The 14,361-nt window shown below is 74.9% G+C and carries 5 protein-coding genes; all 5 read left to right on the top strand.

Going from position 1 to position 14,361, the window contains the following annotated elements; translation table 11 throughout:
- The first annotated feature begins 27 nt into the window (after positions 1–27).
- Entirely contained in the window at positions 28–1,059 is a 1,032-nt protein-coding gene (locus AMK18_RS03125) for a TauD/TfdA family dioxygenase (protein ID WP_018100445.1), read from the top strand.
- An 8-nt stretch (positions 1,060–1,067) separates the two neighbouring features.
- On the top strand, positions 1,068–2,897 hold the full coding sequence (locus tag AMK18_RS03120; RefSeq protein ID WP_073861542.1) for a non-ribosomal peptide synthetase: 1,830 nt from the start codon (positions 1,068–1,070) through the stop codon (positions 2,895–2,897).
- Between the two features lie 62 nt (positions 2,898–2,959).
- A complete protein-coding gene (locus AMK18_RS03115; RefSeq protein ID WP_073861541.1) occupies positions 2,960–6,775 on the top strand; it encodes a condensation domain-containing protein in 3,816 nt (1,271 codons plus the stop codon).
- Between the two features lie 175 nt (positions 6,776–6,950).
- On the top strand, positions 6,951–14,093 hold the full coding sequence (locus tag AMK18_RS03110) for a non-ribosomal peptide synthetase (RefSeq protein ID WP_073861540.1): 7,143 nt from the start codon (positions 6,951–6,953) through the stop codon (positions 14,091–14,093).
- Entirely contained in the window at positions 14,090–14,305 is a 216-nt protein-coding gene (locus tag AMK18_RS03105) for an MbtH family protein (protein WP_018100448.1), read from the top strand. The genes AMK18_RS03110 and AMK18_RS03105 overlap by 4 nt, the downstream gene beginning before the upstream one ends.
- Positions 14,306–14,361 lie beyond the last annotated feature (56 nt).

The following is a 14,361-nucleotide window of genomic DNA, read 5'->3' as shown; positions in this document are numbered from 1 at the left end:
AAGCAACCCAAGGAAGAGGAACCCATCGTGACCGCTCTCGCCCAGCCGCCCGCCACCGGTATCGCCCCCGTCCGGGAGCCCGGCAAGCCGGTGATCGTCCACACGCCGGAGTTCGGCACCATGGCGGAGGCCACCGCGTGGCTGACCGCCCAGCGGCCCGCGATCCAGGCCGAGTTGCACCGGTCCGGCGCGGTCATGCTGCGCGGTCTGCCCGTGCGCGACGCGGCGACGTTCGCCGAGGCGCGGGACGCGCTGATCGCGGAGCGGGCCGGCTACAAGGAGAAGGCCACCCCGCGCACCGACTTCGGTGAGGGCGTGTTCTCCTCCACGGACCTGCCGGCCGTCCAGCCGATCCGGCTGCACAACGAGAACAGCTACACGCTGGACTTCCCCGGTGTGCTGCTCTTCGGCTGCGTCACCGCGGCCGAGACCGGCGGCGCGACGACGGTCGGTGACATGCGGGCGGCGCTCGCGAAGCTGCCGCCGGAGCTGACCGCGCGGTTCGCGGAGGCCGGCTGGCTGCTCGTACGCAACTACTCGGACCTGGCGGGCATGCCGTGGCGCAAGGCGTTCTCCTCGGAGGACCCGGCCGGTGCCGAGGAGTACTGCGACGCGCACGCCATCGGCTACGACTGGCTGGACGAGGACACCCTGCGGACCCGGCAGCGGCGTTCGGCGATCATCACCCACCCGGTGACCGGTGAGAAGGTCTGGTTCAACCACTTCGCCTTCTGGAACGCCCGCAGCCTGGACGAGGACGTCCGCGACGTGCTGGTCGAGACGTTCGGCGCGGACGGGCTGCCGTTCAACACCTTCCTCGGGGACGGCACCGCCCTCACCGACGCGGAGGTGGACGCGATCAACGAGGCGTACCAGGCGGTCACCGTGCGGGAGAGCTGGCAGTCCGGTGACGTGATGCTCGTGGACAACATCCTCTGCGCGCACGGCCGCGAGGCGTTCACCGGCGACCGGAAGATCCTCGTCGCGATGGGCGAGCCGGTGCCGCTGTCCGACTGCTCGCCCGCCTCCGCCCCCTCCACCACCCTGTACGGAAAGTGAGCCCCGCCATGACCGCCGTACTCCCCGAGCGCGCGACCGCCCCGGCCCTCGCCCACCCGGCCGGCTGCCCCTGCGCGACGTGCACGGCCGCCGGGACCGGCGCCGCCGACCTGATGGCCCGGCTCGCGACCGTGCCCGGCGACCGCACCGCCGTGGTCTCCGGGGACCAGGAGCTGACGTTCGATCAGTTCCGCAAGCGCGCAGCCTCGTTCGCGGCCCAGATCGCCCGGCTGGGCGCCGGTCCGGAGAGCGTCGTGGCGCTCTGCCTGCCGCGCGGGGCCGACCTGGTCACCGCCATCGTCGGCACCCTCACGGCGGCCGCCGCCTACCTGCCCGTGGACCCGGCGCTCCCCGAGGAGCGGCGGCGGCTGCTCCTCGAGGACTCCGGGGCCGACCTGGTGGTCACCGACGGCACCGGTCCGGCGCTTCCCGGCCCCCGGGCCGTCACGGTCGGCGAGCTGACCGCGCTCCCCGGCGAGGCGTTCGCGCCGGTGCCGGTGGGGCCGGACGCACTCGCGTACGTCATCTACACCTCCGGCTCCACGGGCCGGCCCAAGGGGGTGGAGATCGCGCGCGGTTCGGCCTCGCTGCTGCTGCGGGAGCTGGAGGACGAGGGCGCGGCACGCGGTGAGGGGCGGCGGGTCGGATGGAACGCGTCACCGTCGTTCGACGCGTCGGTGCAGCAGTGGGTCCGGCTGTCGCGCGGGGACACGCTGGTGATGATGGACGAGGAGACCCGCCGCGACCCGGCCCTGCTGGCCGCCTTCATCGACGCGCAGGGGCTCACCGACCTGGACATCACCCCGTCGCACGCCGAACCGCTCCTGGACCTGCTCACCCCGGACGGCGGCCCGCGCCCGCTGACGCTGCTCGTCGGCGGCGAGGCGATCGGCCCGGCGCTGTGGGACCGGCTGGCCGACGCCCACCGGGCGGGCGTGCTGCGCGCGGTGAACGTGTACGGGCCGACCGAGTGCACGGTCGACGCCACGGCCGGCTGGATCGAGGAGCCGGGCGAGCCGCACATCGGTGCCGTGCTCCCGGGGCTGCGGATGCGGCTGCTCGACGCCCGCATGGCGCCGGTCGGGCCGGGTGAGGCCGGGGAGCTGTATCTCGCCGGGCCCCGGATCGCGCGCGGCTACCGGCGCAGCCCGCACCTGACCGCCCAGCGGTTCGTCGCCGACCCGTTCGGCGCGCCGGGGAGCCGGATGTACCGCACCGGGGACCGCTGCCGGCTGCTGCCGGACGGGCACCTCGTGCACCTCGGACGGCTCGACGGGCAGGTGAAGCTGCGCGGCCACCGCATCGAGGTGCAGGAGATCGAGGCGACGCTGAGCCGGGCGGGCGCCACCGAGGCGGCGGTGGTCCTGGGCGAGGACGCCGGGGGCACGCCGTGCCTGATCGCCTACCACCGGGGCGGGGACGCCACCGCGCTGCGTACCGCCGTGGCGGGGGCGCTGCCCTCGTACATGACGCCGTCCGCGTTCGTCGCGGTCGACCGGTTCGCGACGACGCCCAGCGGCAAGCTGGACCGATCCGCGCTGCCCGCCCGGATCGAGGCGGCCGCGCCGGTCGAGGCGCCGGAGCAGGGCGCCGGGCCGAACGGGCGGGCGGAGGAGCTGATCGCCCGGGTGTGGGCGCAGGTGCTGGGCGCCGCGTCGATCGGCCCGGACGACAACTTCTTCAAGCTGGGCGGACACTCGCTGCTCGCCATCAAGCTCGTGTCCCGCGTACGTGCCGAACTCGCCGTCGCACTTCCGGTGAAGGCCGTCTACGCCCACCCGAGGCTGCGTGATCTCGCCGCCCACATCGAGGAGTTGACGGCCGCCAAGGATGGCTGACCGCCGCCTGTGCCCCGTCCCGTTCTCCCGCCCTCCCCCGTCGTTCCCGAGGAGCAGCAACCGTGATCCCCCTCTCGTACGCCCAGCACCGGCTGTGGTTCCTGAACCGTCTCGACGGCCCGTCGGCCGCGTACAACGCGCCCGTCGTGCTGCGCCTGGAGGCCGCGCCCGACCCGGGCGCCTTGGAGGCGGCGGTCCGTGACGTGGTGGACCGCCACGAAGTGCTCCGCACGGTCTACAGGGCCGTGGACGGGGAGCCGTATCAGGAGGTCGTCGGCGATCCCGACGTGCGCCTCGAGGTACGGGAGTGCGGGCCGGGCGACGACGTGGACGCGCTGGTCACCGCCTTCGTGCGGCTGCCGTTCGACGTCACGCGCGATCTGCCTTTGCGGGCACGGCTGTTCACGGTTCGGGACGGAAGTGCCGTGCTGGTGCTGCTCGTTCACCACATCGCGACCGACGGATGGTCCGTCGGCTGCCTGCTCACCGACCTCGACCGGGCTTACACGGCCCGGTGCGAGGGCCGCGCACCCGGGTGGGAACCCCTGCCCGTGCAGTACGCGGACTACGCGCTGTGGCAGCGGGACATGCTCGGCGAACCCGCCGACCCCGACAGCCTGGCGTACGACCAACTCGCTTACTGGCGTAATGCTTTGGAGGGATCACCGGCCGCGACCCGGCTGCCCGCCGACCGCCCGCGCCCGACCGAGCCGAGCCACCGGGGAGAGCTGGTCACCACCCGCCTCTCCGTCGCCGCCCACAAGGCGCTCGCCGCGACCGCCCGCGCCCACCGCGCGACGTTCTTCATGACCGCCCGGGCCGCCCTCTGCGCCGCTTTGCAGGCGGCGGGGGCGGGGCCGGACGTGGTGGTGGGGACACCGGTGGCGGGCCGGCCCGAGGAGGATCTGCACGACCTCGTCGGCTTCTTCGTCAACTCGCTCGCCCTGCGCGCCGATCTGTCCGACGACCCGGACCTCGGCACGCTGCTCGACCGGGTCCGGGAACGGGACCTGGCCGCCATGGCCCACGAGGACCTGCCGTTCGACCTGCTCGTCGAGGACCTCAACCCGGAACGGTCCCTCGGCCTGCACCCCTTCTTCCAGGTCATGCTGACCACGCAGACCGCGCAGGACACCTCCTGCACCCTGGGGGCCGTATCCGGCACCCTCGACGCCGCGGACCTGGCCACCGCCAAGTTCGACCTGAGCTTCAACTGTGCCGAGACGTACGGCCCCGACGGCGATCCCGCCGGGGTACTGCTCGGCCTGCAGTACGCGACCGACCTGTACGACGAGGAGACGGCGCGCCTGCTCCTCACCCTGTTCCACCGCGCGCTGACCGCGTACGCGGAACAGCCGGCCGGCACACCCCTCAGCCGGACCGGCCTGCTCACCGCCTCGGACCGCGAGGCCATCGACCGCCGTCACGAGGCCCTGACCCGGGCCGAACAGCGTGCCGCCGCCACCCAGGGCGAGCCGCGTGACGGCGAGGACCGGCGCACCGCCGCCGCCGACCCCCGCGAGGAGATCCTTCGCGGCCTGTTCGCGGAGGTGCTGGGCCGGGACGACGCCGGCCCGGACGACAGCTTCTTCAAGCTGGGCGGGCACTCGTTGCTGGCCGGGAAGCTCACCAACCGCATCCGCAAGGCGCTCGGCGTCCAGGCCGCCATCCGTGACGTGTTCCTGGCGCCGACGCCCGCCCGGCTGCTGCGGCGCCTCGCGGAACAGGGCGACGGGCCGGTCCGGCCGCCGCTGCGCCCGGGGCCCGCCACTCTGCGGCCGAAGAGGCTCCCGCTCTCCGCCGCGCAGCAACGGCTCTGGTTCGTCGGTCAGTTGGAGGGACCGAGCGCGACCTACAACATCCCGGTGGTGACCCGGCTGCGCCGCCCGGTCGAGCCCGCCGCCTTCCGTGCCGCGCTCGCCGATGTCGTACGGCGGCACGAGGTGCTGCGCACGGTGCACCGGTCGGCGGACGGGGAGCCGTACCAGGAGGTGCTGGCGCACGCCGAGCCCGTGCTCGACGTGGTGCGGACGGGCGGTCCCGAGGAGCTGCGGGCGGCCGTGGACGCCGCCGCCGGGTACGTGTTCGACCTCGCCGCGGAGATCCCGTTCCGGGCGTGGCTCCTGGAGGAGGCCGACGGGGGCCAGGTGCTGGTGCTGCTGGTGCACCACATCGCCGGGGACGGCTGGTCCACCGGCTGCCTGCTCGCCGATCTGGACCGGGCCTACCGGGCCAGGTGCGCGGGCCGGGCGCCCGGGTGGCAGCCGCTCCCCGTCCAGTACGCCGACTACACCCTGTGGCAGCACGAGTTGCTGGACGGTGAGCACGGGGTGGCCGGTGAGCAGCTGGCGTACTGGCGCACCGCGCTCGACGGGATGCCGCCGCTGCTCGCGCTGCCCACCGACCGGCCGCGCAGGCCGGAGCCGGACGGGCGGGGCGCGCTCGCGCAGTTCGAGGTGGGCGCGGAGACCCACCGGGCGCTGCTGCGGTGTGCGCGGGAGAACGGCGTCACCCTGTTCATGGTGGTGCAGGCCGCGCTCGCCGCACTGCTGACCCGGCACGGGGCCGGGGACGACCTGGCCATCGGCACCACCGTGGCGGGCCGGGGCGACGAGGCGCTGCACCCGCTCGTCGGGTTCTTCGTGAACACGCTGGTGCTGCGTACGGACACCTCGGGCGACCCGGCCTTCACCGAGCTGGTGCGCCGGGTCCGCGACGGGGGCCTCGGGGCGTACAGCAACCAGGATCTGCCGTTCGACCGGCTCGTGGAGCACCTGAGCCCGCACCGCTCGTCCGCGCACGCGCCGCTCGTCCAGGTGATGCTCCAGGTGCACGCGGCGGGCGCGGCCGACGCCTCGGCGACCGGGTCCGCGCTGGACGGCGAGCCGGTGGCGTTCCGGGGCGCGGGCGCCAAGTCGGACCTGACGTTCGCGCTCACCGAGACGGTGGGCCCGGACGGGGAGCGGGCCGGGCTGCGGGGCGCTCTGGAGTACGCCACCGCGCTGTACGACGCGGAGACGGCCCGGCTGCTGGTGCGGCGCCTCGCCGAGACGCTGGATGCGTGCGCGGCGGACCCGGAGGCGCCGCTCTCCGCGCTGGGCGGCGGGCAGCCCGCGCCGGACGGCCCTGAGGTGGTCCTCGACGCGCGGGGGCGCCGGGTGCCGGTCCGGGTGCCGGGCGAGGTGCACGAGCCGGCGCCGGGCGGTGGGCTGCGCGCCACCGGGCGGCGGGCGTACCGGGGCGCGGACGGGGTGCTGCGGCCGGTGGCCGTCGAGCGTGTGAACGGCTATCCGGTGGAGCCCGGTCAGGTCGAGGGCGTCCTCACCCGTCATCCGGCGGTGACCGGGGCGCGGGTCCTCGTGCGCGACGGGCGGCTGCTGGTCTTCGTCACCTGCGCCCCGGGGACGCCGCCCGCCGAGAGCGCGTTGCGTGCCTGGGCCGCCGAGCGGCTGCCCGAGTATCTGGCCCCGTCCCGGGTGGTGCGGACGACTTGGCTGCCCGCGCCGGGCGAGGACCCGGCGGAGCTGTCCGAGGACGCCGCAGCGGGCCCGGCCGCCGCACCGGTGGGCGGCGGGGACGCGGACCGGCGGCTGCTCGGGATCTTCCGGGAGGTGCTGGGCGGGCGGGACGTCGGGGCGGACGACAACTTCTTCAAGTCCGGCGGGCACTCGCTGCTGGCGGTACGTCTGCTGAACCGGATCCGGAAGGAGTTCGGCCGGGACCTGACCTTGCGCGATGTGTTCCGCAACCCGACGGCGGCCACGCTCTCCCGGCGGCTCGCCGGGGCCGTGGCCGACGCGATCGAGCCGGAGGACGCCGATCCGGTGGCCGCTCCGACGCTGCGCCGCCGGACCAGGGCGGGGGCCCGGCGGGGGTGATCCGGGCGGGCGGACGGGGGTGCGGAGCGGCAGCTCCGTACCCCCGTTTCTGCCGCTCGGAGCTGCCGGGCGGACTGCCGAGAGGGGCGGTCGGGGGCCCCTAGCGTGAAGGCACGGAGGCGAGAGGAACCGTTCGCCCCGGTCTCTCGGCGCCCCAGACGGAGGAAACCCCAGGATGCCCCCCATCAGAACGGACGACCTGCTCGACGGCGGCCCCTCTCCCTCGCCCGCCCCGCCGGTGCTCGACCTCATCGCCCACCAGGCGCGTACCCGCCCCGAAGCGGTCGCCCTGGTCCACGACACCGCCCGGCTGACCTACGCGCAGCTCGCCGCCGCCGTGCGGGATCGGGCGAGCGCCCTCACCGCCGAGGGCGCGGGCCCGGGCCGGCTGGTCGCCCTCCACCGCCCCCGCGGGATTGACGCGATCGTCGGCCTCCTCGCCGTGCTCACCACCGGCGCCGCCTACCTTCCCCTCGACATCCAGGCCCCCGACGCGCGGAACGCGGCCATCCTCAAGGACAGCTGCGGCGACCTGGCGCCGACGCCCGCCGAGGTGGCCGCCGCCGGTGAACTCGTCCTGCCCGGACCGGGCGCACCGACCGGTGCCGCGTACGTGATCTACACCTCCGGGTCCACCGGCACCCCCAACGGCGTGGTCGTCGCCCACGATTCGCTCGCGCACTTCATCGCGGGCGCCGTCCCCGCGTACGGCATCGGGCCCGACTCGCGGGTCCTCCAGTTCTCGCCGCTGCACTTCGACGCCAGCGTGCAGGAGGTGTTCGCGACCCTCGGGGCCGGCGGGACGCTGGTGCTGCGGACGGACGACATGCTGGACGTACGCGATCTGCTCGCCGGCTGCGCGCGGCACGGGATCACGGTGCTCGACCTGCCGGCCGCGTACTGGCACGAGCTGGTCCACGTCCTCAGCACCGGTGCGGTGCCCCTGCCCGGCTGCCTGGACACGGTCATCATCTACGGGGAGGCGGCGCTTCCGGAGCGGGTCGCCCAGTGGCGCGAGCTGACCGGGGAGCGCACGCGGCTGCTGAACGCGTACGGCCCCACGGAGACCACGGTGGTCGCGACGGTCGCCGACCTGACCCGCCACGGGGACGGTCCGGTGCCGATCGGCCGACCGCTGCCGGGGGTCCGGGCGGCCGTCGTCGGCGGTGAACTGTGGCTGCTCGGCGGCGGGTTGTCGTACGGCTATCTGAGCAATCCGGAGCTGAACGCCCGCCGGTTCACCGAGCTGGACGGGGAGCGCGCCTACCGCACCGGGGACCTCGTCACGATCAGCGAGGACCGGCAGATCCTGTACCACGGGCGGCTGGACGACGAGGTGAAGATCGGCGGGCAGCGCATCGACCCCGCCGCGATCGACTCGGTCCTCGCGGCCCATCCGAAGGTCCGGGAGGCCGCCGTCGTCGCCCAGCAGGACGCGGACGGGGTCAAGCGGCTCGTCGCGTTCGTCGTCACCGAGGGCGGGGTGGGGGCCGAGGAGCTGCGCGGCCTGGTGCGCGAGCGGATGCCCGCCGCCGCCGTGCCCGCCGCCGTCGGGATCGTCGCCGCGCTGCCCCGAACGAGCTCCGGGAAGATCAACCGCAAGGCGCTGCGGACCACGGACCCCCGTCTTTCGGTCGTCCACGAGGAGCCGTTGCCCGCCGAGGACCGGGTGCCGCTCTCGCACGCGCAGCGCCGGCTGTGGCTGCTGGACCAGCTGGACGGCCCGTCCTGCGCCTACAACATGCCGATCGTGCTGGAGCTGGACGGGGTGCCGGACCGGGCGGCGCTGGCCGCCGCCGTCGCGGATCTCGCCGAGCGGCACGAGGTGCTGCGGACCGTGTTCCTGGCCCCGGAGGACGAGCCGTACCAGCATGTCCTGGCCGCGTCGGCGGTGCGGGCGCGCACGGTCGAGTGCCCGGCCGGTGAACTGCGGGAGCGGGTCCAGGACTTCGTGTCCGAGACGTTCGACCTGGCGCGGGAACTGCCGTTGCGGGTCGCGCTGTTCGTACCCGAGGACGCGGCCGGTGACGGACCGGCGGCGGTGCTGGCGGTGCTGCTGCACCATGTGGCAGGCGACGGCTGGTCGCTGGCGCCGCTGATGAACGACCTGGCCACCGCCTACGCCGCCCGTGCGCAGGGGCGGGCATCGGAGCAGGAGCCCCTTCCCGTCCAGTACGCCGACTACACCCTGTGGCAGCACGACGTCCTCGGTACGGCCGACGACCCGGACTCCGCCGTCGCGCGCGGGCTCGCCCACTGGCGGGCCGCGCTGGACGGGCTGCCGGCCGTCACCGGCCTGCCGCTGGACCGGCCGCGCCCGGCGGTGCCGGACCACCGGGGCGGTGTCGTCGCCACGCGCCTCGATCCGGCCGCGCACGCCCGGCTCGCCGGGCTGGCCGACGCGCACGGCGCGAGCATGCTGATGGTGGTCCAGGCCGCGCTGGCCCTCGCGCTGCGGGCGGCGGGTTGCGGGGAGCGGGTGGCGGTGGGGACGCCGGTGGCGGGGCGGGACGACGAGGCGCTGGGCGCGCTCGTCGGCTTCTTCGTCAACACGCTGGTCCTGCCGACCGACACGTCGGGTGACCCGGCCTTCGCCGAGCTGCTGGAGCGGGTCCGCGACACGGACCTCGCCGCCTACGAGCACCAGGGCCTCCCCTTCGACCTGCTGGTGGAGCATCTGAACCCGCCGCGCACGCCCGGGGTGCACCCGCTCTTCCAGACGATGCTGACCCTGCGCACCGCCGCCCCGGACGACGCGCCCTTCGCGTTCGGCGCGCTCACCGGCCGCTTCCGGGCGGAGGGCCCCGCGACCACCAAGTTCGACCTGACCGCCGCCTGCGTGGAGCACCGCACCGCCGACGGCTCGCCCGCCGGGCTCGAACTCGGCCTGGAATACGCGCGTGACGTCCTCGACGAGGACACCGCCCGCCTTCTCCTCGGCGCCCTGGAACGCGCCCTGCGTACGGCTGCCGAGCAGCCCGGGGCGCCGGTCGCCGACGCCGTGCTGCTGGGCGACGAGGAGCGCCTGGCCCTCGCCGGTCGCCGTGAGCGGGTCGCGGCCCTCGCCGCCCGGCAGGCCGCCGACGCCGAGGCGGCCCGGGCGGGCGGCGCACCGGACGCCGAACACGTGGACACCCTGCGCGAGATGTTCGCGGAGATCCTGGGGCTGGACGAGGTCGGCCCGGACGAGGGGTTCTTCACCATCGGCGGCCACTCGATGAGCGGGGTGCGGCTCGCCAACCGGATCAGGGCCCGCCTGGGCGTCGACGTCCACGTCCGGGACCTGCTGCTCGCCCCGACCCCGGCCGCCCTGGCCCGCCGCATCGCGGAGCACCGGGCCACCGGGGACGAGGCGCCGACGCTGGTCCGCCGCACGGAGCGGCCGGAGCGCCTGCCGCTGTCCCGGGCGCAGCGCCGGCTCTGGTTCATCGACGCGCTGGAAGGTCCCAGCGCCTCGTACGACATCCCGCTGGTGCTGCGCCCGGCGGAGCCGCTGGACGCCGAGGTCCTCGGCCGTGCCCTGGCCGATCTGGTGGAGCGCCACGAGGTGCTGCGGACCCGCTATCCGTCGGTGGACGGGGAGCCGTACCAGGAGATCGTGGCGGATGCCCGGCCCGTGCTCGACGTACGGACGGTGCCGGCCGGGCGGTTCCGGGCGGCGGTCGCCTCGGCGGCCGGGCACGTCTTCGACCTCGCCGGGGAACTCCCGCTGCGGGCCGCCCTCCTCACCCCGGACGACGGCGGCGGTCAGGTGCTCGTCGTGGTCGTCCACCACATCGCGGCCGACGGCTGGTCGACGGGCCCGCTGCTCGCGGACCTGGGGGCCGCCTACGCGGCTCGCGCCGAGGGCCGCGCACCGGGCTGGGAGCCGCTTCCCGTCCAGTACGCCGACTACACCCTCTGGCAGCAGGAACTTCTCGACGGACCGGCGGCGCATGACCACCTCGCCTTCTGGGAACGCGCCCTCGCCGGGGCGCCGCCCGTCCTCGAACTGCCCGCCGCCAAGCCCCGCCCCGCCGAGGCCACCCACCGGGGCGGCCACGCGCCGCTCACCGTCGACGCGGCCACGCACGAGGCGCTGGAGGAGCTGGCCCGGCGCCACGGCGCGACGCTCTTCATGGTGCTGCAGGCCGCGCTCGCCGCAGTCCTCACCCGGCACGGGGCGGGCACCGATCTGCCGCTGGCCACCATGACGGCCGGGCGCGACGACGAGGCGCTGAGCGATCTGGTCGGCTTCTTCGTCAACACGCTGGTGCTGCGCACCGACACGTCGGGTGACCCGGAGTTCAGCGAGCTGCTGGGGCGGGTACGCGACACGGATCTCGCGGCCTACGCGCATCAGCGGCTTCCCTTCGACCGGATCGTGGAACACCTCAACCCGGCCCGCTCCACTGCCCACCACCCGCTGGCCCAGTTCGTCGTACAGCTGCACCACGACTACACGGCCGACCGCGCCGAGGGGCCGCTGCTGCGGGCCGAACCGGCGCCGCTGGAAACGCTGTCCACCAAGTTCGACCTCACCCTCGCCCTGTGGGAGCGGAAGGACGAGGCGGGGCGGCCGGCCGGTCTGGCGGGCGGGCTCGAATACGCCACCGACCTGTTCGACGCCGCCACCGCCGACCTGCTCGCCGCCCACGTCGGGCGTCTGCTGCACACCGTCGCCGCCGACCCGGGCGTACGGATCGGAGCGGTGGGCCTGCTCACCGACGCCGAGCGGTTCCGGCTGGTCGCGGAGTACAACGACACGGCCACCGTCACCCGCGACCGGGCCCCCGTCCACGAGGCGATCGCCCGCCGGGCCGCGCTCACGCCCGGGGCGCCCGCGCTGATCACCGACGCGGAGACCGTCGGTTACGCCGAGCTCGACGCCCGTGCCGACGCGCTGGCCGCCCGGCTGAGCGCGGCCGGGGTGAGCAGGGGCGACACCGTCGGGGTGTTGCTGGAACGCGGTGTCCCGCTGGTGGTGACCGCGCTCGCCGTCCTCAAGTGCGGTGCCGCGTATGTGCCGTTGGACCCGGCGCTGCCCGGGGCGCGGATCGCGCTGATGGTCCGGGACGCGGACGTGCGCCTCGTCGCGACCACCACCGGGCAGGCGGGCGCGGTGCCGGAGGAGGTCTCCGTACCGGTCCTCCTGACCGACGCGCCCGCCGAGGGCGCCCCTCCCGCGGACCGCGAGGCCGTGGCGGTCGACGGGGACGACCTGATGTACGTGATGTTCACGTCCGGGTCCACCGGCCGCCCGAAGGGCGTCGGCGTCACCCACCGCAATGTGACGGAGCTGGCCGCCGACCGCGACACCACGGCCGCCGGTCCCCACCGGATGCTGGTCCACTCCGCGACCGGGTTCGACGCCTCGGTGTTCGAGATGTGGGTGCCGCTCCTCAACGGCGGCAGCCTGGTCGTCATGCGCGGCGACGGCACCGACCTCGCGGAGACCGCCCGCGCCGTCCGCGAACACGGCGTCACCGCGGCCTACTTCACCGTCGGCCTGTTCCATGTGATGGCCGATGAGGCGCTGGACACGCTGCGGCTGCTGCGCGAGGTGTGGACGGGCGGCGACGTCGCCTCGCCCACCGCCGTGCAACGGGTCCTGACGCACTGCCCGGACACCGCCCTCGTCCACTCCTACGGCCCGACCGAGACGACGTTCGCCTCGCACAACCAGTGGCTCACCGGCGGCCGGGGCTCGCTCGGCGCGGCCGGGCTGCATCTGGGCCGGCCCATGGACAACACCCGCAGCCACGTCCTGGACGCGGCGCTGCGGCCGGTGCCGCCGGGGGTGCCCGGTGAGCTGTACATCGCGGGTACGCATGTGGCGCGCGGGTACGCCGGCCGCCCGGACCTGACCGCCGAGCGGTTCGTGCCCGACCCGTTCGAGGCGGACGGCAGCCGGATGTACCGCACCGGCGACCGGGTCGTCTGGACGCCGGAGGGCGAACTGCGGTTCCTGGGACGGGCGGACGGCCAGGTGAAGCTGCGCGGGGTGCGGATCGAGCCCGGCGAGGTGGAGCACGCGCTCGCCGCGCACCCCTCGGTCGGCCAGGCCCTCGCCGTGGTGCGCGAGGACCGGCCGGGCGAGCGGACCCTCGTCGGGTACGTGGTGCCGCGCGCCGGATCCGAGGGGACCGGGGCGTCAAAGGTCACGGGGGCGGACGTCCTCGCCCTGGCCCGTACCGCGCTGCCCGCCCATCTGGTGCCGTCGGCGGTCGTCGTCCTGGACGCCCTGCCGCTGACCGTGAACGGGAAGCCGGACCGCCGGGCGCTGCCCGCACCGGACCGGACCGCCGTCGGGTACCGGGCGCCGCGCAACGCCAGGGAGGAGGTGCTGTGCGGGCTGTTCGCCGAGATCCTGGGCGCGCCCCGGGTCGGTCTGGACGACAACTTCTTCACGCTGGGCGGGCATTCGCTGCTCGGTGTGCGCCTGGTGAGCCGGGTGCGCTCGGTCCTCGGCATCGACCGGACGGTCCGCGACCTGTTCCGCGCCCCGACCCCGGCCGGGCTGCTCGGCGCGCAGGACCCGGACGGCACGGCCGGCGCGATGGGCGTCCTGCTGCCGCTGAACACCCGGGGCACCCGGCGCCCGCTGTTCTGCGTGCACCCGGGGACCGGGGTCGGCTGGTCGTACGCGGGCCTGGCCCGGCACCTCGGGGAGGACCAGCCGCTGTACGCCCTCCAGGCCCGCGCGCTGAGCGAGCCGGGCCACCTCCCGCGCACCGTCGAGGAGATGGCCGACGACTACCTGGAACGCATCCGGCAGGTCCAGCCCTGGGGCCCGTACCGGCTGCTCGGCTGGTCCTTCGGCGGGATCGTCGCCCACACCATGGCCGTCCGGCTCCGCGCGGCCGGCCAGCGCGTCGAACTGCTCGCGCTGATGGACGTCCACCAGACCGGGCCGGGCAGCGTGTCCGTGCTGCCGGAGCGGGAGCGGGAGGCGGCGCCCGGGGAGGACGCGCTGCCGGAGCCGTTGGACCCGGTGCTCGACGGCTTCAGCGCCGAGGAGATACGGGCGGTGCAGCGGGCCTCCGAGACCCACGCGGCCCTCATGGCACGGCACGTGCCCGAGGTCGCGGACACCGGCGCGGTGTTCTTCACCGCCCGCAGGCCCGGTGAACCGGAAGGTGCGCTGGCCGCCACCTGGAATCCGTATCTGACGGGACCGGTCGAGAACCACACCGTGAATTCCACGCATCTCCGGATGGCCGAGGAAGAACCACTCGCACACATCGGAAAAGTCATCGCGGAGAAAATCTCCGCGCTACAGGAGAAAAGCCTGCAGGAAAGCAGCCTGCGGGAAAACGAAACGAGGAGTTATTCATGAGCGACATCGCGAACCCCTTCGACGACGCCGAGGGCTCCTTCCACGTCGTGGTGAACGACGAGGGACAGCACTCCCTGTGGCCGGCCTTCGCCGACATCCCGGCAGGCTGGGAAGGCGTCTGGGGGCCGGGTAACCGGGCCGAGGCCCTGGAGTACATCACCGCGCACTGGACGGACATCCGCCCCCGCAGCCTGGTCGCCCAGTACGCCTGACCGACCACCACGCCCCATGCCGTGCCCCCGCAGCTCCTGCGGGGGCACGGCATTTC

Origin of the sequence: Streptomyces sp. CB01249 (genome assembly GCF_001905735.1) — a bacterium.
Taxonomy (GTDB): Bacteria; Actinomycetota; Actinomycetes; order Streptomycetales; family Streptomycetaceae; genus Streptomyces.
Note: the sequence above shows the minus strand (reverse complement) of the source record. Positions and strands in the feature narration are given on the sequence as shown.